Consider the following 22,876-nt stretch of genomic DNA (forward strand, 5'->3'; position numbering starts at 1 on the left):
ATCTCGGCCCTGCGCGGAAACGCCGCCTCGCTGGATGACACGTCGGGTCAGGCTTCAGAGCAATGCACAACCGTCGCCGCCGGCGCTGAAGAGGCCTCCGCCAACATGCAGAGTGTCGCCGCGTCAGCCGAGGAGCTCACATCCTCGATCGAGGAAATAAACCGCCAGGTCGTGCAATCGGCCGGACTCGCAGACACTGCCGTCGACAAGTCCCGCGCGATGAGTGAGACAATCACGGGCCTCAATGGATCGACCTCCCGCATCGGCGATATCGTCAAGCTGATCCAGGGGATCGCCGACCAGACCAACCTGTTGGCCCTCAACGCCACGATCGAGGCTGCGCGAGCCGGCGAAGCGGGGCGCGGATTTGCCATCGTCGCCCAGGAAGTAAAAACGCTGGCCGGCCAGACCGCCGAGGCCACGGACCAGATCGGCCAGCAGATCGGCGAATTGCAAGGCAGCATGACCGGCGCGGTGTCAGCCAATACCGATATCTCCGACGCCATCGAACAGATCAACGCGTCCTGCAATGCGATCGCCACTGCGGTCACCGAACAAAGCGCCGCAACAGCCGAGATCGCACGAAACGTCTCGGAAGCCGCTCTGGGTACCGGTGATGTTTCCAACGGGATCGGCATCGTCCAGAACGCCACGCTGAGCACGCGAAACATGGTCGAAAGCGTTGTCGGGTCGACAGAAATCCTGTCGCAGCAGGAGGCCAACCTGACCGAGCTGCGCGAGAACATCGTCGGCTTCCTCGAGGATGTCCGCCGTGTCGGCTGACCCGGCTTAATCATCAAGACGTAATTTTGTTCTTGATTTGTTCCGGTTTTGAGTCATCATGAAGCATGACCGAGCGCCCTGGTGGCTACGCCCTTAATGCCCCTCAGGAGGCCTCTCTGCCCCACCGCCCCGGAGCAAGAGGCCGGGGCGCTCGGTCAAACATTTCCGGTCGCTATGAGAGTGTCGTCCATGAGGCCTTCGATGATGGCTGGACCGAAGCGGATGGTGAACCGCCCAGACTCGCGACCATTGTCCTGAAAGACGCGTCGCGCTCCATCATCTCGACCAATCAGTCACCCGACATTTCCTTCGACCAGTCGATCAATCCCTATCGCGGCTGCGAGCATGGCTGCGTCTATTGCTATGCCCGGCCCAGCCACGCCTTCTGGGGCTACTCCCCCGGCCTCGACTTCGAGAGCGTGATCTTCGCAAAACCGGACGGGCCGGCTCTGCTGGAAACAATTTTCAACAAGATCGGCTACCAGCCCAAACCCATCCTGATCGGGGCCAATACCGACGCCTGGCAACCGCTGGAGCGCGAGCGCCAACATACGCGCGACATTCTCAAGGTCTGTGCCCGCTACCGGCACCCGATCAGCGTCATCACCAAGTCCGCCCTGATCCGCCGCGATCTCGACATCCTGGCCCCGATGGCGGCGGACGGACTGGTCAAAGCCGCCATTTCCGTGACCACGCTCGACCGACGTCTGGCCCGGGACCTGGAGCCGCGCGCCGCCGCGCCGCATCGCCGGCTGGAAACCATCACCGCGCTCAAGGCGGCGGGCATTCCGGTCACCGTGATGATGGCCCCCATCATTCCCGGCCTCACCGATCACGAGATTGAAGTCCTGCTCGAGGCTGCGGCCGATTCTGGTGCCGATAACGCCGCCTATGTCCTGCTTCGCCTGCCGTTGGAAATTCGCGACCTGTTTCGAGAATGGCTGACCGACAAACGGCCGGACGCAGCGGGCCGCGTCATGTCGCTGATCCGGCAGATGCGCAACGGCAAGGATTATGACGCGCAATGGGCAACACGCGGTCGCGGAACCGGCCCCTATGCCACCCTCATCGCCAGCCGTTTCCGCAAGGCCATCACACGCTTCAAACTGGATGCGCCGCGGGCGGTTCTCGATCCAAGCCGCTTCGAACGCCCGCTCGGGAGCGCCGCGCAACCCAGCCTTTTTTGATGATCCAGCCTTTTTGGATGATGACGTCAGGCCTGCTGCTGCCGCAGCGGTCTGGACGACCCGACCAGGGTGGCGATTTCCGCGCGGATGGCCTTTGACTCGGCATCGAAGCTGGCGATCTGGCCGCGCGTGATCGGTCGGGACAGCAAATAGCCCTGCAGGATCAGGTCCGGCTGGAAGCCGAGCGCGCCAAGCTCGTCGAATTCTTCCACGCCTTCGACCACCACCGAAATGCCCAGATCACGCGCCAGGTCGATCGTGGCGCGGACAATGATCTGGGCTTCCGGATCATTCTGCAGACCGGTCATGAAAGACCGGTCGATCTTGATCTTGTCAAAGGGGAAGGCCCGCAGATAGCTGAGCGAGGAATAGCCGGTCCCGAAATCATCAATGGCCAGCCCGACGCCCAGGTCCTTGAGGCCGCGCAGGACCTTGATGGCGCGATCCTAGTCATCAATGAGCACGCCTTCAGTAATTTCAATCTCGAGCCGGTGCGGGGCCAGTCCGGATTTCGCAAGGGCGCGCTGGACCGAATAGACAAGATTGCCCTGCTTGAACTGGGCCGGGCTGACATTGACCGCGACCCGACGGTCATCGGGCCAGCCGACCGCTTCGCGACAGGCCGTTTCAATCACCCACTCACCCATTTTCAGGATCAGGCCGGATTCCTCGGCGATCTGCACGAATTCCGTCGGCGCGACATTGCCGCGGCGGTCGTCATGCCAGCGCACCAGCGCCTCGAAGCCCGAGATGCGGCCGTCACCCAGGCGGATTTGCGGCTGGAAATTGAGCGTCAGAAGATCGTCCTCGATCGCCAGCGCCAGATCCGCCTCCAGCATGCGGCGCTCCTGCATCATCATGCCGAGCTTGGGGTCGAAATCACAGACCCGGTTCCGGCCCTCACCCTTGGCCCGATAGAGAGCCAGGTCGGCCTGGTTCATCAATTTGTCCGGGTCCTCGCCGTCCAGCGGGAAGAGCGTGACCCCACCCGAGGCCGATACTTTGAGATGCAGCTTCCCGATGCTCAGGGGCGATCCGACATTATTGACCACGCGCTGCGCGGTGGTCAGCACATCCTCGCGGCAGCTCACATCCGGCAGGAGAACGGCAAACTCATCGCCGCTCAACCGCGCCGCGATGGCATTGCGCGGCAGGGCGTCCAGCAAACGCTCCGACACTGAAACCAGCAATCGGTCCCCGGTGGCATGCCCGTGGACGTCATTGACTTCCTTGAAGCGGTCGAGATCGAAGAACATCAGGGCGACGAGGGAATCTTCATTCCAGGCCTTCTTGAGTTCAACCTCGAGCGCCTCGCGGAATTTCAGGCGATTGGGCAGGCCCGTCAGCGTGTCATGATGCGCCAGATGGGTCATGCGCGCCCGCGCGCGCTCCTCGGTGGAAATATCCCGAAAGACGAACAGCCGGGCTTCTTCGCCGCCGAAATCCATCCAGCGCGACCGGACCTGGGCCGTCATCTCGGCACGATCGCGACAGCGCAACCGGCAGGTCAGCGCATCGCCATCATCGGCCTCATGCATGGCTTCGATCGCGCCATAATCCAGCGCCAGCTTTGCGAGCGGCATGCCAACGAGGTCATCGCGCTCAAGATTGAGCATCTCGCAAAAGCGCTCATTCATGTCGAGCATCATGCCATCGCGCACCATGACCACGCCTTCAAAGGTCGCTTCCGCCAGGGCCCGGATGCGGCGCGTTTCTGCTTGCCGGCGCTGACCGAGATGTTGATCGATCACGGCGGTCGCAAGGCCGACACTGGCGACAAAGACCGCCCCCAGCGCAATCGTGACAGCCAGCAATTTGGGCGACAGGGAACCGCTCGGCAGGGCCTCGGCCATGACCGGGTCCAGCTGCATCGCGCCCATGGAGATGTAGTGCAGGCTGACGACGCCCCCGACCAGAAGAGCGGCCCCGCCGATCACGCCGCGGCGATCATTCAGGCCCAGCATCAAGGCCCCCGCGGCTGCGGAGAACTGCACGCCCAGCGCCAGGGCGGCGATCACCAGGCCGAAATCCCAGCTCACGATCGCGCTGCCCCGCATGGCCTCCATGCCCACGAAATGCATCGCGGCAATGCCGCCACCGACAACGGCGCCACCGATCGGCGCTGCATAACGATGGGTCCATCGAACCGCGACGGCCCAGCCGCCGGTGGAAACGACAACCGCGAGAAGGAGCGATACCGCCGTCTCGATCAGTCGAAACGCAACAGGGGTCGCGCTTTCATAGGCCAGCATGGACACGAAATGCGTGCCCCAGACCCCGGTCCCTGTGACGAAGCCCGCGAAGAGCAGCCAGGCCGGTTGCCGTGCGGACTCGGCCGCCTGGGCGCGACGCACCAGAAAGCTTGCCGCCAGCGCCGACAGCGCGCACAGAAGCGCTGCGACAGCCACCAACCGAAGATCGTGTTCAACCGTCAGGCTATGATAAACGCGAAACACCAAATGCCCCAAAGGATCTGCTTTGAGTGTGAGCTTTCCACAAAAACCCGGTCATAGCCTTAACGGGGACGATGCTGATTCCGCGCGCAGGATCGCCGGGGTCGATGAAGCCGGACGCGGGCCGCTTGCTGGTCCCGTTGTCACAGCAGCGGTGATCCTCGATCCGGCACGACCGATCGAGGGGTTGGGGGATTCCAAAGCCCTCACAGAGGCCCGTCGACGCGCCCTGGTCCCGCTGATCCGGGCCCACGCCTGGGTCGGGATCGGCATCGCCGAACCGACCGAGATTGACCGGCTCAACATCCTTCATGCGACCATGCGCGCCATGGCGCGTGCCGTCGCACGGCTCCCGATCCGCCCGGACCATGTCCTCATCGACGGCAACCGGATTCCACCCGGACTGCCCTGCCCGGCCGACGCGATCGTGAAGGGCGATGCCAGCAAGGCCTGTATCAGTGCGGCTTCGATCATCGCCAAGACCCTGCGCGATGATCTGATGATGAACGCCGCCGCGCGTTTTCCGGGATACGGGCTGGATGGCCACAAGGGCTATCCCAGTCCGGCCCACAAGCAGGCGCTGCGAGACCTGGGCGTCACGCCCATCCACCGACGATCCTACGCGCCGGTCCGCGCCGCGCTCGAATCCCGGTTTTCCACAGATGCGAATCAATGTGGATAACTTGATTCAGCGTTAACGGCCCGTTAGCCCTGTTTGCCCGAAAACTTGCTCCTGAAATGCGAGTGGAGTGGCGTGTCATGGCCAAGACAAAGATCGACCAGATCCTTGAAGGTGAATGCGTGGAAGTGATGAAATCGCTTCCCGACGAGAGTGTTGACCTGGTTTTCGCTGACCCGCCCTACAATCTCCAGCTCGGCGGCGATCTCCACCGCCCCGACAATTCCAAGGTCTCCGCGGTCGATAATGACTGGGATCAGATCGGTGGATTTGACGAGTATGACCTGTTCACCTGGAAGTGGATGGAAGAGGCCCGCCGTGTCCTCAAGCCGAATGGCGCGATCTGGGTGATTGGCAGCTATCACAATATTTTCCGCGTCGGCGGCATTCTCCAGGATGCCGGATTCTGGGTGCTCAATGACATCATCTGGCGTAAGTCCAATCCGATGCCGAACTTCAAGGGCACGCGCTTTACCAATGCGCACGAGACCCTGATCTGGGCCGCCAAGACCAAGGACGCCCGCCCGACCTTCAACTATGCGGCCATGAAAGCCCTCAATGACGGTGTGCAAATGCGCTCCGACTGGACCCTGCCGATCTGTACCGGCGGCGAACGCCTCAAGGATGCCGACGGCAAGAAGGCGCATCCGACGCAAAAGCCGGAAGCCCTGCTTCACCGCGTCCTGCTCTCGACGACCAATCCGGGCGACGTGGTTCTCGACCCCTTCTTCGGAACGGGCACGACCGGTGCGGCCGCGAAACGCCTCGGTCGCCACTATATCGGTATCGAGCGCGACCAATCCTATCTCGAGGTCGCCCGGAACCGTCTTGATGCCATCGCTCCGGCGGCCGGCGACACGCTGGATGTTACCCAGTCCAAGCGCGCCCAGCCGCGCATCCCGTTCGGCGCCCTGGTCGAACGCGGCATGCTCAAGCCGGGCGACACACTCTATTGCCCCAAGGGACGTCACACCGCCCGGGTCCGGGCCGACGGATCGCTGATTGCCGGTGACCGCGCCGGATCAATCCATCAGGTCGGGGCCCAGCTCCAGAGTGCTCCCTCCTGCAATGGCTGGACCTATTGGCACATTCGCACCAAGCAGGGCCTGGCACCGATCGACGTCATGCGTGCGGAGATCCGTGCCACGCTTGAGAATTGAGGCCTCTCGCATGACCGGGAGTTCCCGCGCGCCCAACGCCGAAGTCGCAACCGGGCGCCCGACCTCGATCGCCTGGACCATGCTGACCGTCATCCTGGTGACCTCGATTCTCGTCTCCGGGTCGGGCGTTCTGGTCGCCGGGCTTGCATTCTGGACGCAGCTCGAAAACCAGCAGCTCGTGCAGCTGGAAGATTACATCGATGAGCGCGGGCGCCGGAATGGCACCCTGTTCGAGACCGTCACCCAGGTTCACCAGACCTCCATCACGCGCCTGGAGGCGGGTCTTCAAGGTCTGTCAGACGACGCTGTTGCGGCCGAATTCGACGCACTTTTCCCGCTTCAGGAAGACGGGACGCGACGCAGCCGGGATGATCTGTTCGACGGCTATCACGACACGCTTGGCAATCATCATTCTGGCGTCGGGGCCTATCTCAATCGCCCCGGCGGCTGGTCGGACGTGGAGCGCCGCCGCCTAGTCGCGGCTTACCAGGTTGTCGACAGCACCGGCCAGAGCCTCTCCGGCCTGGTCGACAACATCTATTTTTTCACCTTCGACAATGAGTTGGTGATCTCCGCCGCCGGCCGCGAGGATCGACTCCTTTTCTATCGCCGCGAAGCCACCGCGACATTTGACATCAACAATGCCGACTTCACCGCCCTGTCGCGACCGGAGAACAATCCCGACCGCAACTTCGTATGCGGTGAGCTGAGCCAGCTCATCTATGTGCGGGATGCCCAAGCGCTCACCACCGGCTGTTTCACGCCCTATGATGTTGCCGGAGAAGCGATCGGCGCTTTCGGCACAACCATCCAGCTTGGCGACTATTTCGAAGCGGCGATGGCCAACCCGCCGCCGCATGGCGTGAACATGCTGATCGACCAGTTCGGCAATCTGATCGCCCATCCGGACCTGTTTGGCGAAAATGTCACGGAGGACCTGGTTGCCGCGCTTTATGCACGCTTTGGCCTGCAGGCCATTATCGATCAGTTGCAGGCGCTTCCGGCGTCCGAGACATCCGGCACAATCGGCAGTGCGGACGGGCGCTGGATCATTGCCTTTGCGCGCCTGGACGGTCCGGGCTGGATGAGTCTGTCTGTTGTCGATCGCACCATCCTGCGCCGCGATATCGCGTCACAACTTGTCTTCACGCTCGGCCTTGGCCTGCTTGGCGTCGCCCTGCAGGCCCTGCTGGCCTATTTCCTCCTGTTCCGCAGCGTGGTTCGCCCGCTGGTCGACCTGACCCGGCATTTCGGGGCAACACGCCCGGCGCCGGCGGCCGATAACCCGGCCCTCACACGCGTGCTGGGCGCGCCACATGAAATCGGCGCGCTGGCTCGGACCCTGGAAGAGCAGCGGCTCGACAGTGCCGAGGCCTTCGAGAACCTGGAAAGCCGGGTCGCCGAACGCACCCGGGACCTGGAAGCCGCCAATCGCGCGAAAAACGCATTCCTCGCCAATATCAGCCACGAGATCCGCACGCCTCTGAACGGCATTCTCGGTCTCGCCCAGGTCCTGCGTGCGTCCTCGCGCTCCAAACAGCGCCAGGACCAGGCGCGCATGATCCAGGAGAGCGGCGAGACTCTGACCGCAATCCTCAACGACGTGCTCGACATGTCCAAGATTGAAGCCGGCAAGATGGACATCTCGCTGGAACCGGCTTCGCCGGCAACGCTCCTCGGCGATTTGCACTCCCTGTTCGAGGCCACGGCGGCGGCGAAGGCGCTGGACTTCACCCTGACACTCGATCCGGACTTGCCCGCCCAGCTCGAGATCGATGCCCTGCGGACCCGTCAGTGCATCGCCAACCTGGTGTCCAATGCGATCAAATTCACCCAGACCGGCTCTGTTGCCATTGCGGCGCGCTGGTCCGCCTTGGCCGGGGCGAGCGGCACGCTGGAAATCACCGTCTCCGACACGGGCATCGGCATCGCGCCAGACAAGCTGGACATCTTGTTCGCTCCATTCAGCCAGGCCGAGGCGGCTATTGCCGGCGAGTTTGGCGGCACCGGTCTGGGCCTCTCCATCGCCCGCGACCTGGCCCGCCTCATGGGCGGCGACATCACCGCCCGGTCCGTCCCTGGAAAAGGCTCGACCTTCGTCTTCACCCTGCGCGCGGAACAGACCGGCGTGGCAGAGGTCAGACTGGAAGACCGCGCGCCCGACGATCTGGCGACAGATCCGATGTACGCGCCCCTGTGTGGTTTGCGCGTCCTGCTGGTCGAGGACAATTTCATCAACCGGCAGGTCGCAATGGCCTTCCTCAAATCCCTTCAGGTCACGATCACCGAGGCGGAGAATGGCCAGCTGGCGCTCGAGGCCCTGGACCGTGAGCCCTTCGACATAGTGCTGATGGATGTGCGCATGCCGATCATGGATGGCCTGGAAGCCACCCGGCGCCTGCGCGAGAGCGATCGGGCCTGGAGCGACATCCCGGTGACAGCCCTGACGGCCAATGCGTCCCGGCAGGATGCGGACATCTGCCTCGGTGCGGGAATGGATTCCTTTGCGACCAAGCCACTCAAGGCCGCGACCCTTTTCGAAGCCATGCGCCGGGCCCGCGAAAGCCGACCTTACCGACCCGACTGACCGCGACTCCCGAGCACTTTGCGCATGACACTGGGCAAGGCCTCGGCGTCCAGCGCCCTTTCCTCTGCCCAATAGCCGGTTTCCGGTTCCCAATCCGCTGCGACTTCGACCTCACGCACATCCAGGCGCAATTCGAAATGCGTGAAGATGTGGCGCACGACGCCGCGCGGCACCCAGACGGCCTCAAACGGCAGGCTCAGGCGGCCGGACTCCGCCTCGATCCAGTCACTGGACGGCACTTCGGTCATGCCACCCAACAAACCGGTCTCGGCGCGCCGGCGCAGCCAGATCTGGCCCTCGCGCCGCACCAGCCAGGCCGTCCCGTGGCGGACAGGCTTGGTCTTCTTCGGCGCCTTGATCGGATAGTGCTCCATATCGCCGACCTGCGCCGCGGCGCAGGCAAATTGCCAGCAACAGGCCGCACAATCGGGCTTGCGCGGGGTACAGATGGTGGCGCCGAGATCCATGATCGCCTGCGCATAATCGCCCGAGCGCCGCGGATCGGCGATCGCCCCGGCCTCGCGACGGATTTCCGGCTTGGCCCTGGGCATGGGCGTGGCAATGCGATGGAGACGGGTGATGACCCGTTCGACATTGCCGTCGACCACGCTGGCCGGCTTGTCAAAGGCCGCGGCCAGGATGGCATTGGCCGTGTAGTCACCAATCCCCGGCAGCGCGCGCAGTCCGTCCATGGTGTCCGGGAATTGACCGGCATGCGCCTCGGTCACGGCAACGGCACAGGCATGCAGGTTGCGAGCCCGCGCGTAATAGCCCAGCCCGGCCCACTCCCGCAGCACATCATCACGCGGCGCGGCGGCCAGATCCTCGACCCGCGGCCACAGAGCGAGGAAGCGATGCCAATAGGGCGTCGCATGCGGCACCGTGGTCTGTTGCAGCATGATTTCCGAAAGCCAGATCGCATAGGGATCCGCGACGTCACCTGCAGACCGGTCTTCCGGACGGATCCGCCAGGGCAGGCTGCGGCCTTCTCGGTCATACCAGTCCAGCAAGGTCTCGCGCAGGCGGGGAATAGCAGATGTCATGACAGGGCAGACCGGTTGCGGGCGAAGGCATTCAAAGCGACACTGGAAGCATGATGCGCAAACCGCCTCCGTCAATGCTGGAACAAGCTGCCAGCGACTTCATCAGCAGTCGCCGGGGCCGCCCGGCTGCGCGGCCACAGCCTTCCATCGTGCGTGCGGTGGAGCGGGTGATGAAGCCGCTCGCCCGTCAGTTCGGGGTCGGAGTCGAGCAGTTGCGCGAACATTGGAGCGAGATTGTCGGCGAACGCCTGGCCAAGTGGAGCGAGCCGGAGACGATCCAGCGCTCCGGCGGCATCAACACGCTTGTTATCCGGGCCCGCGGCGCTGCCGGAGCTATCCTGCAGGCGGAGTCGCGTCGCATCCTGGAGCGGGTGCGCACCTTCGCCGGGGATCGTGCACCGACGCGGATCCGGGTCATCCACGGCCAGGCCCGGCGCTCGGCTCCGGCCACGCCGCCTGCGGCTCAAGCATCCGTGAAGCCCATGAAATCATCGTCACAAGTGAGCGAGGGGGTGGAACAAACGACCGAGGCCCGCCTATTGTCGGCGCTGAACCGGTTTGAAAGATCGGTCAAAGCCCGCGAGGGATCGTGACCTACTGGCAGGGGGACCCTGAAATGAGCCTGACCCGACGACTTTTCTCCGCTGCAGCCATAACGGCTGCGCTCGCCGTGTCTGCCTGTGGCGGCAGCGATGCACCCGCCGGTGGCCAGACCAGTTTCGAGCGCGAAGGCGATCGTGGTCTTGGCAGCCCGACCGCGCCGATCACCATGATCGAATACGCTTCCGTGGCCTGCGGCCACTGCGCCACCTTCCACAATGAAGTCTTCCCGATGATCGAGGAAGAGTTCATCGAGACCGGTCAGGTCCGTTTCGTCCTGCGCGAGATGATCACCGGCTCGCCGCAATTCGCCATTGCCGGCTTCTCACTGGCCCATTGCGTGCCGGAAGATCGCTATTACGACATGGTCAGCCTGCTCTTCCAGCAGCAGAATGCCATCTTCCAGGCCGCCCAGACCCAGGGCAGTGCTCGCAACCAGTATCTCGCGATTGCCAGCGCGATGGGCATGAGCGAAGCCGATTTCAACCAGTGTCTGTCCGACGAGACCATCACCCAGGACATTCTGGATTCGAATGACCGCGCCGGCGATGAGGGCATTACCGGTACGCCGCGTTTCGTCTTCAATGGCGAATTGCTCGACTCGCGCCGCGCGCCGGGTGAGTCGGCCTTCACCTATTATCTCGGCAATCGCCAGCTGCTCATCGATGGCGAGCCGGTGCCGAATTTCTCGGATGAGGAAACCTTCCGCCGCATCCTCAACCATCTCATTGCCGAGACTTCCGCCGGAGCTGAGAGTGACAACGGCGCTGCCGACACGACAGAAGAATAGAGCCTGCCATGAGCGTCCTGCGTAACCTTGTCACCACATTCGCCCTCGCTGCGTCCCTGGCCTTGCCAGGACTGGCCCAGGCCCAGCTTGCCGACGGTGCCGGCGAGCTGCGCCCGACGGATCGGGTGACAGGGGCGCCGGACGCTGATCTTCTGATCATTGAATACGCCTCCTTTGCCTGCCCGCATTGCGCCTCCTTCCAGACCGATGTCTGGCCGATGATCGACAGGGAATTCGTCGAGACCGGCCTCATTCGCTATTCGATCCGGCCGATGCTGACCTCGCCGCCGCAGATTGCCGGAGCGGGCATTATCCTCTCCGAATGCATTCCGGAAGACCGCTATTTCCATGCGGTTGACCTGCTCTTCGCCGAACAGGCGACGATCTTCCAGACCGCCCGTGATGGCGGCGATGTACTGGCCGTCTATAACCGCATTGCCGCGGCGACGGGCGGATCGGCGGAAGGGCTTCTGGCCTGCCTCCAGGATCCGGCGGCCAATGAGCGCGTCAACGCATACGCCATTGCGGCCGCTGAGGACGGTATCCGCTCCACGCCGAGCTTCATCATCAATGGGGATTTGCTTGCCATTGGCCATGAAGGCGAGGAAAGCGGGACCCACAATCACGCCATGGCCGGTCCGACCATCTTCCTGCATGGCGGCGAACCGCTTCTGATCAATGGAGAAACGGTTCCCGGTCGTTTGGACGAAGACTCTTTCCGCCGAATCATCCTTCACTTCCTCGATGTGACCGATTCGGCAGACTAGGCAGGCATTCTGAACAGTCCGGCTTCACGCCACCGCCGCAATTGGATGTCAAACTGGGTATTCGCGGCGCAAGGGAGACCGGGTGAAGTTCACACAGCTCAGGCTGGCCGGATTCAAGTCATTCGTCGAACCGACGGAATTACGAATTGATCCGGGCCTAACAGGCGTGATCGGACCCAACGGTTGCGGCAAGTCGAATCTGCTTGAGGCCCTGCGCTGGGTGATGGGCGCGACCTCTGCCAAATCCTTGCGCGGTGACGGCATGGAAGACGTGATCTTCGCCGGTACCGATGCCCGCCCTTCCCGCAATTTTGCCGAAGTCGTGCTCTCGGTCGACAATGCCGACAAGCTCGCCCCGGCCCGTTTCAACGACGCCGACACGCTCGACGTCACACGGCGCATCACCCGCGGCGCCGGTTCCGCCTACAAGATCAATGGCGAGGAAGTGCGGGCCAAGGATGTCCAGCTCCTCTTCATGGATGCCGGTACGGGCGCCAATTCGCCCGCCCTCGTCCGCCAGGGCCAGATTTCCGAACTGATCGCCTCCAAGCCGCAAAACCGTCGCCGCGTCCTGGAAGAGGCCGCCGGCGTGTCCGGTCTGCGCGCCCGCCGCCATGAGGCCGAGCTGCGCCTGAAAGGCGCCGAGACCAATCTCGACCGGCTGCAGGAAGTGATCGACGAGATCACCGCCCGCCACGGCTCGCTCCAGCGCCAGGCCCGGCAGGCTTCGCGCTATCGCAAGCTCTCCGCCTCAATCCGCTCGCTGGAAGCGGCTGTTTGGCTCAATCGCTGGCGCGAGGCGGCGAGCGCCGTGGAAACCGCCGAGGCCAGCCTGGCCGACAAGCAGACGGCCACCGAGGACGCCTCGCTCGCCGCCGCCGAAGCGCGAACCCGGGCCGAAGTCCTCGCCGCCTCGCGCGAACCGGCACGCCAGGCCGAGGCCGAAGCGGCCGCCGCCCTGCGCTTGCTGGAGCGCGAGCGTGACCGCCTGCAGCGCGACGCGGAAGAGGTTCAGCGCTCCATTCACGGACTGGAACGCCGCCTGGACGACCTGGCCAATGCCACACGGCGGGAAACCGATATTGCCGAGGACGCCCGCGCCAGCCGGGCCGAGGCGGAAAACCAGATTGCCCGCCTCGACGAGGAAACCAGCCGCGAACAGGCGTCGCTGGACAGCGCGGAAACGGCCTCGAACGAAGCCGAAACCACCCGCCAGGCCGCCGAGGAAGAGCTTGACCGCCGCGCCGCCGAGGCGGCTGACAAGCGGGCCTCGATCGAAACCGCCCGGCGCGATCTCGGCCGTCATGAATCCCGCCTCGCCCAGATTGATCGCGAGATTGAATCGGCGCGGGCCGAGTTCGACCGGGTCCGCAAGTCCACCGCCCTGTCGGATTTGGAGCGGGCCGAGACAGAAGCCGGCAGCGCAGAAACCGCGCTCCTCGAGGCTCGCGCCGCGCTCGAGACCGCCGAAACCGCCCGCCAATCGGCCGCCCAGGCGCTGGAAGCCGCCGCCGATGCCTGGCGTGAAGCCTCCGGCCAGCGCGAAACGCTGGAGCGCGAAACGCTGGCGCTGGAGCGCCTGCTTGCCGGATCCCAGGCCGAGACCCTCTCCCCCGCCATCGAGGCAGTCCGCGCCCGCCCGGGCTATGAACATGCTCTCGCCGCGGCGCTGGGGGATGATCTGGACGCCTCGCTCGATGCCAGCGCCTCACGGCACTGGGCCGAGACGGGCTGCCATGCTGACAGTCTGCCCGGCGGCTGCGTGCCCCTCTCCGACCACGTCCAGGCTCCGCCGGCGCTGAAGGCCCGACTCGATGCCGTGGGCGTGATCAAGTCCGAGAAGGCTGCCAATGCGGCCATCAAGCTCAAGCCAGGTCAGCGCCTGGTCACCCGCGAAGGTGATCTGTGGCGCTGGGATGGCCTGGTCGCGCGAGCGGACGCGCCGTCGGCCGCGGTCGCGCGGCTGGAACAGAAGAACCGCCTGGATGCCATCCGGGCCGAGCTGGATGAGAGCGCCACCGCCCATGACCAGGCGCGCGACACAGAAGCCTCGGCTCGCGAAACCGCCCGCACGACCCGGGAAGCGGAAGCCGGGGCCCGCGCCAGGATCGGCCCGGCCGAGCGCCAGTCACGTGACACCCTCGCGCGGATCTCCGATCTGCGCGAACACGCGGCCAAGGACGCCGCCCGCGCCACGGCTCTGGAAGAACGTCTCGACCGGCTGACCGCCGAACAGGCGGAGAACCGCGCCGCCATCGACCAGGCCCGTGCGATGCTGGTCGAGGCGGAGACAGCCGAGGGCGATACAGACGCCCTCGATGCCGCGCGCGAAACCGCCGACGGGGCACGCCGTGCTGCCGCCGATGCCCGCGCCGCACTGGAAAGCGTCAAGCGCGAACGCGAACAACGCCGTCAGCGCCGTATGGGCTTCAAGCGTGATCATGATGCCTGGGCGGAACGCTGCAAGTCGGCCGAGGCGCGTCTGGAAGAAATCGCCACCGAGCGCACCGGCGCTGAGGAACGCCTCGAGACCGCCCGCGCCCGCCCCGAAGTGATCGAGGATCAGCTCTTCGAACTGGCCGGCAAGCTGCGCAAGGCGGAAGCGACAGCCGAGGACGCCCGCCAGGCAGCCTCAGCCAATGAGGGCGAAGTGAAGCAGGCCGACAGCGCTGCCCGCCAGGCGGAAGCCGCAGCCTCCGCCACCCGGGAAGGCCGCGCCGCCGCCGAAGCGACGCTCACCGCCGCCCGCGACCGCCTGGCCGAAACCACGGACCGGCTGCAGGACGCGACCGGCGAAGCGCCGGGTACGCTCAGCACGCGTTTTGACGAGGACGAAATGTCCGAACTCACCCCGTCGGAGCTGGAGCGTCGCCTGGACGAGGCCCGCCAGTCCCGTGAGCGACTGGGCGCGGTCAATCTGCGCGCCGATGACGAGGCCGAGGAATTATCCGCCAAGATCGAGGAGATGACGCGTGAGCGCGATGATCTCATCGAAGCGATCGCGCGTCTGCGCAAGGCGGTCGAGGAATTGTCCCGCGAGGGTCGCGCCCGACTGCTGGAAGCCTTCGACATCGTCAATAACCACTTCCAGACGCTGTTCGAGACCCTGTTCGAGGGGGGGCATGCCGAGCTGCGCCTGACCGAGCATGATGATCCGCTGGAAGCCGGTCTGGAAATCTTCGCCTGCCCGCCGGGCAAGCGGCTGGACAATATGGCACTCATGTCCGGTGGCGAGCAGGCCCTGACCGCCTCGGCCCTGATCTTCGCGGTCTTCCTGTCCAATCCGGCACCGGTCTGTGTCCTCGACGAGGTCGATGCCCCGCTGGATGACGCCAATGTAGATCGCTATTGCCGGATGCTGGCGGAAATGCGCCGCCTGACGGAGACACGTTTCCTGGTCATCACCCACAACGCGCTGACCATGTCGCGCATGGACCGGCTCTACGGGGTCACCATGGCCGAACGGGGCGTTTCCCAGCTGGTCTCGGTCGACCTGGTGAGCGCGGAACAGCTTGTCGCCGCCGAGTAGCGAATACGATCAATTATATCAGCAACTTACCAAGCGCGCAGGCTTGCTTGACTTGCCGCAGGGCCGTGGATAGTGTGCGCGCGCCTGTGGGGGGCTCTTCTTCCGCAGGCAGACCGGTCCAACATGTCAGGCGAAGACGACAACCCGCGCACCCATTCCCGAGCCGATCTGGACGAGCTGCAGCAGCGCATTGATGCGAAGCGCAGCAAGCACCAGGAACCGGCCGGAAAACCACCCAGCTCCGCTTGGTCGCTGGGAATGCGTTACGGGTCAGAATTCTTCGGCGGCGTGCTGGTTGGCGGTGTGCTGGGCTTCGGGCTCGACCTCATCGCCGGAATCAGTCCTTTCGGTCTGATCATCGGTACGATGCTGGGTTTCGCGGCAGGCACTCTTAATGTGGTGCGCGCCGCACGCGAGATAAGTTCGGAGTCCGACGGCGATAGCGCCTGACGGTTTCACGGGTTCAAGACGGCGCAAGCCGCAAGACATGAAAGAGGCCGGGCGTGGCAGACACCAACCCGATCAAACAGTTCGAAATCCACGAAGTCTTTCCCTTCGAGGCATTCGGTCTGAATCTGGCGTTCACCAATTCCAGCTACTTCATGATGCTGACGGCGGTTCTGACCATCGGACTGTTCACGATCGCCATGTCGAGCCGGGCCCTGGTGCCGAACCGCGCCCAGTCGGTGGCCGAGATCATTTACGGCTTTGTCGCCGACATGGTCCGCTCGTCCGCCGGTCAGGAAGGCCTGCGCTTCTTCCCCTTCGTCTTTACGCTCTTCATCTTCATCCTGGTCGCCAACATGCTCGGCATGTTCCCTTATTTCCCGGCGCCGGGTGCCCACTCCTTCACCGTGACCAGCCACCTGATCGTGACGGTTGCGATGGCCCTGCTGGTCTGGCTGACCGTCGTTGTCTACGGCGTCTATAAGAATGGTGCCAAATTCCTGCGCCTCTTCGTACCGTCCGGCGTGCCTTGGCCGCTGCTTTTCATTGTGACGCCGATCGAGATCATTTCCTTCATCTCGCGTCCGATCAGCCATTCCGTGCGTCTGTTTGCCAACATGCTGGCCGGACACATCCTGCTTAAGGTCTTCGCCGGCTTCGTCGTCGGGCTCGCGGCCTGGACCGTCGGCATGGAATGGGGTCCGATCCCGGGCTACATCTTCGGCATCGCGCCGTTCGCGATGACGCTCGGCCTGACCGCTCTCGAATTCCTGGTCGCCTTCCTGCAAGCCTATGTGTTTGCGGTGCTGACCTGCATTTATCTCAACGACGCCCTGCATCCGGGTCACTGATCCGCAGGCGTCACAAACCGCAACAACCTGATACAGCCCCCTCAAAGGAGTTTTTGATATGGAAGAAATGGGCAAATACATCGGTGCTGGCCTCGCTTGCCTCGGCATGCTCGGCGCTGCTGTCGGCGTGGGTAACATCTTCGGTTCCTTCCTGCAGGGTGCCATGCGCAATCCGTCGGCTGCCCAGTCGCAGTTCGGCAACCTGATCTTCGGCTTCGCCGTGACGGAAGCTCTGGGCATCTTCTCGCTGCTCATTGCCCTGCTGCTGCTGTTCGCCGTCTGATTATTCAGGAAGGTGGCCGCATCACCGGATGCGGCCCCTCTCCTTTTGCTCCACCTGATTAGAGGAGCCGGCGTCCCATGACGCACGCACCGCATTCAGAAGTGGCACAACACGTCGCCGACGCTGCTGCCGACCATGCAGATTCGGGCGTGTTCCCGCCCTTCGACCCGACCTATTTCGCGTCGCAGCTCTTTTGGCTGACGATCTTCTTCGTGATTTTGTACGTCGCGCTGGATCGTTTCATTCTGCCGAAGATCAAGACGACGATCGAAGACCGCCGCGATCGGATCGCGGACGATCTGGACGCTGCCGCCCAGGCCAAGGCTGATGCCGAGGCCGCCGGCGAAGCGTATGAAAAATCGCTCGCTGAAGCGCGTACCAAGGCGCATGTCATTGCGGCGGATACGCGCAAGGCGCTCGACGCCGAGATCGCCAAGGAAACCGCTGGCGTGGAAGCCGAACTGGCGACCAAGCAGGAAACCGCGGAAGCGGCGATCCGCAAGGCCAAGGAAAAGGCTTTTTCCGAAGTCCGCGGGATCGCGACCACGGCAACGTCTGCGGCTGTCGCGGCACTTGCCGGCGTGGATGTCTCCGAGGCCGATGCCGGCAAGGCCGTCGACGGCCTGCTCAAGGCGAAGGAGGCCTAGGCCATGATGATCCGTGCTGAAGAAACCGGACATGGTGAAAGCCAGAGCCTGATGGAATGGCTGGCTGCCCAGCCGGGTGACCCGTCCTTCTTTGCCTTCCTGGCCCTGATCGTCTTCTTTGCCCTGCTTCTGCGCATGGGCGTCCACAAGACGATTGCCAAGACGCTGGATGACCGCGCCGATGCCATCTCCTCGGAGCTGGACGAGGCCAAACGCCTGCGTGAGGATGCCGCTGAAATGCTGGCCTCCTATCAGCGCAAGCAGCGCGAGGCGGAAGCCGAAGCCGAAGCGATCATCACCCAGGCCAAGACCGAGGCGAAGTCGCTGAAAGCGGAAGCCCGCAAGGAAATGACCGAGCGTCTCGAACGCCGCACGGCCATGGCCGAGCAGCGCATCGCCCAGGCCGAAGCCCAGGCCACCGCGGAAGTCAAAGCCGCCGCTGCCGAGCTCGCTGCCCAGGCGGCTGAGGAAATCCTCAAGACGCAGTTGAAGAAGACCGATCTGAACAAGATCGTCGACGCCGACATCAAATCGGTTGGCGAACAGCTCAACTAGGCCGCTACCGGCCCTGAGATGACAACAAGCCCGCGGCGCAAGCTGCGGGCTTTTTTCATGGCCAGACCACGTCCAATCGGACAGATACTACCGATAATGGCCATTATGAGAGGTAACCGGACTCATAGTTCCTATTTGACAGCCTTCGAAACAGAATGTACTCGTCCGGTTAAACGAGTTTTTGCACATAACCGGACGAATATGGCTGATTATAAATCCGACGCGCTCAAGCCAATCGATGCACTGCTCGAACAATTGGGCACGCAAATCGAACGTTACCGGATTGCCCGCCGTATCAAGCAGGAAGACCTCGCCAAACAGGCCGGCATCTCCAGCCGGACACTCAGACGGCTTGAATCAGGCGGAAACGGGACGCTGGACACGGTCGCTCGCGTGCTTCGCGCGCTCGGTATCGGGGACCGGCTGCTCGCGCTGGTGCCGGATGCAACCCTCAACCCGCTCGATCCGCGGAGCGGCCAGAAGCAAGCCCGCCAGCGTGTCCGCGACAGCGCACCCGTGCCGGATCGCCCCTGGCAATGGGGTGATGAGGACGAGGCATGACTCGCGCCGATGTCATCCTGTGGGGCCGCCGGATCGGGGCAGCCCTGTGGGATGATACGCGTGAGGTGGGGGCTTTCGAATACGTGCCGGAATTCACCCGATCCGGAATCGAGCCAGCCCCCCTCACCATGCCACTTCAGCCCGGTGTTTTCCAATTTCCCGACCTCCCTCGCGGAACCTTCAGGGGCCTGCCCGGCCTGCTGGCTGACAGCCTGCCGGACAAATTCGGCAATCTCCTGATCAATCGCTGGTTGGCCGAACAGGGCCGCGAGCCAGGCAGTTTCAATCCAGTGGAGCGGCTTTGCTATACCGGACGTCGGGGCATGGGTGCCCTGGAATTCGAACCTGCGGCGCGCGCTGGCTCCGATGGCACGGACCGCGCACTGGACGTCAGCGGACTGGTCGGGCTTGCCGACCGCATCGTCAAGGACCGCCTGGAACTGAAGGGGCGGCTGACCGGCGATGGCGACCATCTTGTGCTCGAGGACATATTGCGTGTCGGCACGTCTGCCGGCGGCGCGCGGGCCAAGGCTGTCCTGGCCTGGAATCCGGCCACGGGGGAATTTCGATCGGGTCAACTCGACCTTGCGGCCGGCTTTGAGCCCTGGCTGCTGAAGTTCGACGGAGTCAGCGAGAATGCTGACAAGGAGATTGCTGATCCGCTCGGCTATGGCCGGCTGGAGTATGCCTGTCACCTGCTGGCGCGCGAGGCCGGGGTCACCATGGCCGATTGCCGGCTGCACGAGGAAGGCGGCCGCGCGCACTTCATGACCCGCCGCTTCGACCGCACGCCCACCGGCGGCAGGCTGCACATGCAGACGCTGAGCGCGATGCGCCATTTCGATTTCAACCAATCGCGCGCCTACAGCTATGAACAGGCGATCGAGACCATCCGTATGCTCGGCCTCGACCATCAGGCGCGGAAGGACATGGTACGGCGCGCCCTGCTCAACATCGTCATCCGCAACCAGGACGACCATGTGAAGAACATCGCCTTCCTGATGGACAAGGCGGGGCGCTGGTCGCTCGCTCCAGCCTATGACGTGGTACATGCCTACAACCCGTCCGGCCCCTGGACCTCGCAGCACCAGATGTCCCTGGCAAGCAAGACGGACGGGTTTACACTGGAAGACTTGATCCGCTTCGGGCGCTTCGCCGATATCAAGCCGGCGCGTCTCCACGCGATGCTGGACGAGATCCTTGCGGCGGCAGGGAATTGGTCAAAACATGTGGAGGCAGCGGGCGTGCCGGACACGCTCGCCCGGCAAGCGCGATCGAGTTTCCGGACTGACTGGACCTAGGATTACGGCTATTCAGCCGGGTCCACATCCTTTTCGCCGAAGGCCCAGCGCACACGCTTCCACAGCCAGGGCCAGCGGCGCAACAAGCTCGTGATCTTGGCATGCAAGGTCTTGGAGGCACCGGCGACGAGGATGAGGCCGAACAGGCCAACGAAAGCGCCGATCGGCACAAGCGGGAAAGGTGTCAGGATCGCGATCGGGACTGACAGCACCATCAGGATGAGACCAATGGCGATGCAGATGCCACGGATGATCAGCACCACAAAGGCGCCGATCGGGTGGCTTCTGGCCCAACCATTCAGGCTCTCATTCATTGCTGCAACCATCTCCAACCCCGTCTGTCGGGGCGCACCATCGATATGGGGCGCGCAGACAGACAGACAACCATAAACGCGTAAACATCACCCCAATGCGAGACAAAAGCGCCGAAATTCAGGCACCGCCTGATACTCGTCCGCGGCATGTTGCATCTGCGCACCGGTTTCACAAACCGGTGTTGCAGCAAAGGGCGTTCCGAAAGACCCATTCATCGCGGCACTGGCAAAGTGCCCGCACTGCGATGACCGTGCGCATAATTTATCTCGCTCAAGAAGCGGCTGTCATCCGGGACCGTCTCCATGACAGTCCCGGACAAGAACCGGTCTATTCCGCCGCTTCGACCGTGTCGATCGGCGGTGTCCAGCGCAGCACCGGCTGACGGGCCGCCCGGGTCTCGTCGAGACGCTTGGTCGGCGCATGCACAGGGGCGGCCAGGAAACGGTCCGTGTCCCCGTCCTTCGCGGCTGTAGCGAGGGCTTCGAGCACTTCGATAAAGCGATCCAGACCGCTCATCGACTCGGTCTCGGTCGGCTCGATCAGCATGGCGCCGTGCACGACCAGCGGGAAATACATGGTCATCGGGTGATAGCCCTCATCGATCATCGCCTTGGCGAAGTCGAGCGTGGTCACCCCCGTATCCTTGAGGAAACGGTCATCGAACAGGGCTTCATGCATGCAGGTACCCTCAAAGGCCACCGTCATGACAGGGCTCAGCCGGGCCTGGATGTAATTGGCGTTGAGCACCGCATCCTCGGCCACCTGCTTCAGCCCATCCGAACCATGGCTCATCATGTAGGTGAGCGCGCGGGTGAACATGCCCATCTGGCCATGGAAGGCGGCCATGCGGCCGAAAGGGTCACCCTTGGCGTCGGCCATGTGCTCCACCATCGCGAGTCGACCTTTCTCGGTCTCGACGACGTAAGGCACCGGAGCAAACGGCGCCAGCGCATCAGACAAAACGGTCGGGCCGGAACCCGGACCACCGCCGCCATGCGGGGTGGAGAAGGTCTTGTGCAGATTGATGTGCATCGCATCCACGCCCAGATCACCCGGGCGGACCCGGCCGACAATGGCGTTGAAATTGGCGCCGTCGCAATAGAAATAGCCGCCCGCCTCGTGGATCAGGTCCGCGATCTCCCGAATATCCCGCTCGAACAGGCCGCACGTATTGGGGTTGGTCAGCATGATGCCGGCGACATCATCGCCGAGCTTGGCCTTGAAGGCCTCCATGTCGACCCGGCCGGTCTTGTCCGCCGGGATCTCGTCAACGGTGAAGCCACACTGGACCGCGGTGGCCGGATTGGTGCCATGGGCGCTTTCGGGCACGAGCACCCGGCGACGATGGGTCTGGCCATCGGCGTCGAGACGGGCCCGGATCGCCATCATGCCGCAGAACTCGCCATGAGCACCGGCTTTCGGCGACAGGGCGACAGCGGGCATATTGGTCAGCGTCATCAGCCAATGGGCCAGCTCGTCCATGACCTGATAGGCGCCCTGCACGGTCGCGGCCGGCTGCAGCGGGTGCACATCGGCGAAGCCGGGCAGGCGCGCGACTTTCTCGTTGAGGCGCGGATTATGCTTCATCGTGCACGAGCCGAGCGGATAGAGGCCCAGATCAATGGCATAATTCTTCCGGCTCAGGCGCACATAGTGGCGCATCGTCTCCGGCTCGGCGAGGCCGGGCAAACCGATCTCGCCCTGGCGCTCGAGGCCGCCCAGACGGGTCTTGAGCCCCTTGGGTTCCGGCAGGTCAACGCCGCAGCGATCCATGTCGCCGCGCTCGAAGATGAGCGCTTCGGCCTGGTCGAGACCACGGCTGCCCGAAATCGTGTCGGCATAGCCCCCGGTGGCGATATTCTCAGCCATTCGGGTGGGACGTCCTTGCGTATTCATGCCCATCTCAAAGCACTCCTGCCAGCGCCTTCGCGAAGACGGCAATGTCTTCCGGCGTGTTGGTTTCGGTCGCAGCCACGATCAGATAATTCTCGAACCGGCCCGGATAGAGACGGCTGGCGGGTACACCGCCCAGCACGCCGAACCCGGCGAGGTCATTGACCACCTGGTCCGCATTTCTCGGCAGCAGGAGGGTGAACTCGTTGAAGAAGCTGTCATTGACCACTTCCACGCCCGGGATCGAGCCCAGCACATCGGCCAACTCGCACGCCGTCTCGTGGTTGAGGCGGGCGAGCTGGGTCAGTCCCTTTTCGCCGAGCAGCGTCATGTGAATGGTCCAGGCCAGCGCACAGAGGCCCGAATTGGTGCAGATATTGGAGGTCGCCTTGTCTCGGCGGATATGCTGCTCGCGGGTCGACAGGGTCAGCACATAGCCGCGGCG

19 protein-coding genes and 2 pseudogenes are annotated in these 22,876 nt (G+C 63.8%); 16 read left to right on the forward strand and 5 right to left on the reverse strand.

Annotated elements, in window-relative coordinates; all coding sequences use genetic code 11:
• A partial coding sequence (locus QZ266_RS10340; protein ID WP_295694850.1) for a methyl-accepting chemotaxis protein occupies nt 1-783 on the forward strand: 783 nt, incomplete at its 5' end.
• 65 nt (nt 784-848) lie between these two features.
• The gene (locus QZ266_RS10345; RefSeq protein WP_295694853.1) at nt 849-1,970 is read left to right on the forward strand and encodes a PA0069 family radical SAM protein; all 1,122 of its coding nucleotides are present in this window, start codon (nt 849-851) and stop codon (nt 1,968-1,970) included.
• Between the two features lie 26 nt (nt 1,971-1,996).
• Here the strand turns inward: QZ266_RS10345 and QZ266_RS10350 are convergent.
• Nucleotides 1,997-4,426, reverse strand: a pseudogene (locus QZ266_RS10350) (EAL domain-containing protein).
• A 91-nt stretch (nt 4,427-4,517) separates the two neighbouring features.
• On the opposite strand from QZ266_RS10350, the gene rnhB reads away from it, so the two are divergent.
• The 3 genes from rnhB to QZ266_RS10365 all read left to right on the forward strand — a co-directional run bounded on the left by rnhB (nt 4,518) and on the right by QZ266_RS10365 (nt 8,849).
• The gene (gene rnhB / locus QZ266_RS10355) at nt 4,518-5,105 is read left to right on the forward strand and encodes a ribonuclease HII (RefSeq protein ID WP_367178238.1); all 588 of its coding nucleotides are present in this window, start codon (nt 4,518-4,520) and stop codon (nt 5,103-5,105) included.
• Between the two features lie 77 nt (nt 5,106-5,182).
• Complete coding sequence (locus QZ266_RS10360) at nt 5,183-6,262, forward strand: site-specific DNA-methyltransferase (protein WP_295694857.1); 1,080 nt, start codon at nt 5,183-5,185, stop codon at nt 6,260-6,262.
• A 10-nt stretch (nt 6,263-6,272) separates the two neighbouring features.
• Nucleotides 6,273-8,849 (forward strand): ATP-binding protein, encoded by a 2,577-nt coding sequence (locus QZ266_RS10365; protein WP_295694860.1) that lies wholly within the window; start codon nt 6,273-6,275, stop codon nt 8,847-8,849.
• On the opposite strand, the gene mutY is transcribed toward QZ266_RS10365, so the two are convergent.
• Nucleotides 8,834-9,892, reverse strand: a complete 1,059-nt coding sequence (mutY, locus tag QZ266_RS10370; protein ID WP_295694863.1) for an A/G-specific adenine glycosylase — start codon at nt 9,890-9,892, stop codon at nt 8,834-8,836. The two genes, QZ266_RS10365 and mutY, sit on opposite strands and share 16 nt — an antisense overlap.
• A gap of 74 nt (nt 9,893-9,966) precedes the next feature.
• Here mutY and QZ266_RS10375 point away from each other — a divergent pair, with 74 nt between their 5' ends.
• The 11 genes from QZ266_RS10375 to QZ266_RS10425 all read left to right on the forward strand — a co-directional run bounded on the left by QZ266_RS10375 (nt 9,967) and on the right by QZ266_RS10425 (nt 20,223).
• Nucleotides 9,967-10,485 carry a DUF721 domain-containing protein gene (locus QZ266_RS10375; protein ID WP_295694895.1) on the forward strand — a complete coding sequence of 173 codons (519 nt, stop codon included), beginning with the start codon at nt 9,967-9,969 and terminating at the stop codon, nt 10,483-10,485.
• A 23-nt stretch (nt 10,486-10,508) separates the two neighbouring features.
• Nucleotides 10,509-11,282: a thioredoxin domain-containing protein gene (locus tag QZ266_RS10380; RefSeq protein WP_295694866.1), complete on the forward strand. Its 774-nt coding sequence runs from the start codon at nt 10,509-10,511 to the stop codon at nt 11,280-11,282.
• 8 nt (nt 11,283-11,290) lie between these two features.
• A complete protein-coding gene (locus QZ266_RS10385; RefSeq protein ID WP_295694869.1) occupies nt 11,291-12,049 on the forward strand; it encodes a thioredoxin domain-containing protein in 759 nt (252 codons plus the stop codon).
• 82 nt (nt 12,050-12,131) lie between these two features.
• Complete coding sequence (smc, locus tag QZ266_RS10390) at nt 12,132-15,578, forward strand: chromosome segregation protein SMC (protein WP_295694872.1); 3,447 nt, start codon at nt 12,132-12,134, stop codon at nt 15,576-15,578.
• A 123-nt stretch (nt 15,579-15,701) separates the two neighbouring features.
• Complete coding sequence (locus tag QZ266_RS10395; RefSeq protein ID WP_295694874.1) at nt 15,702-16,028, forward strand: AtpZ/AtpI family protein; 327 nt, start codon at nt 15,702-15,704, stop codon at nt 16,026-16,028.
• Between the two features lie 53 nt (nt 16,029-16,081).
• Nucleotides 16,082-16,876, forward strand: coding sequence for a F0F1 ATP synthase subunit A (locus QZ266_RS10400; RefSeq protein ID WP_295694878.1), 795 nt, complete (start codon nt 16,082-16,084; stop codon nt 16,874-16,876).
• A 58-nt stretch (nt 16,877-16,934) separates the two neighbouring features.
• On the forward strand, nt 16,935-17,159 hold the full coding sequence (locus QZ266_RS10405) for a F0F1 ATP synthase subunit C (RefSeq protein WP_138511683.1): 225 nt from the start codon (nt 16,935-16,937) through the stop codon (nt 17,157-17,159).
• 77 nt (nt 17,160-17,236) lie between these two features.
• The gene (locus tag QZ266_RS10410; protein ID WP_295694885.1) at nt 17,237-17,806 is read left to right on the forward strand and encodes a F0F1 ATP synthase subunit B'; all 570 of its coding nucleotides are present in this window, start codon (nt 17,237-17,239) and stop codon (nt 17,804-17,806) included.
• Between the two features lie 3 nt (nt 17,807-17,809).
• Nucleotides 17,810-18,361 carry a F0F1 ATP synthase subunit B gene (locus tag QZ266_RS10415; protein ID WP_295694886.1) on the forward strand — a complete coding sequence of 184 codons (552 nt, stop codon included), beginning with the start codon at nt 17,810-17,812 and terminating at the stop codon, nt 18,359-18,361.
• A gap of 201 nt (nt 18,362-18,562) precedes the next feature.
• Entirely contained in the window at nt 18,563-18,922 is a 360-nt protein-coding gene (locus tag QZ266_RS10420) for a helix-turn-helix transcriptional regulator (protein ID WP_295694888.1), read from the forward strand.
• Nucleotides 18,919-20,223 (forward strand): type II toxin-antitoxin system HipA family toxin, encoded by a 1,305-nt coding sequence (locus tag QZ266_RS10425; protein WP_295694890.1) that lies wholly within the window; start codon nt 18,919-18,921, stop codon nt 20,221-20,223. Before QZ266_RS10420 ends, QZ266_RS10425 begins: the two co-directional genes overlap by 4 nt.
• 8 nt (nt 20,224-20,231) lie before the next feature.
• Here QZ266_RS10425 and QZ266_RS10430 read toward each other — a convergent pair whose 3' ends face one another.
• The 3 genes and pseudogenes from QZ266_RS10430 to QZ266_RS10440 all read right to left on the reverse strand — a co-directional run.
• On the reverse strand, nt 20,232-20,537 hold the full coding sequence (locus QZ266_RS10430) for a hypothetical protein (RefSeq protein WP_295694892.1): 306 nt from the start codon (nt 20,535-20,537) through the stop codon (nt 20,232-20,234).
• 328 nt (nt 20,538-20,865) lie between these two features.
• Nucleotides 20,866-22,440 carry an aminomethyl-transferring glycine dehydrogenase subunit GcvPB gene (gene gcvPB / locus QZ266_RS10435; RefSeq protein ID WP_366523935.1) on the reverse strand — a complete coding sequence of 525 codons (1,575 nt, stop codon included), beginning with the start codon at nt 22,438-22,440 and terminating at the stop codon, nt 20,866-20,868.
• Between the two features lies 1 nt (nt 22,441).
• Nucleotides 22,442-22,876 (reverse strand): annotated as a pseudogene (locus QZ266_RS10440) (glycine dehydrogenase); the annotation flags it as partial.

The organism is uncultured Maricaulis sp. (assembly GCF_905480005.1).
Lineage (GTDB): Bacteria > Pseudomonadota > Alphaproteobacteria > Caulobacterales > Maricaulaceae > Maricaulis.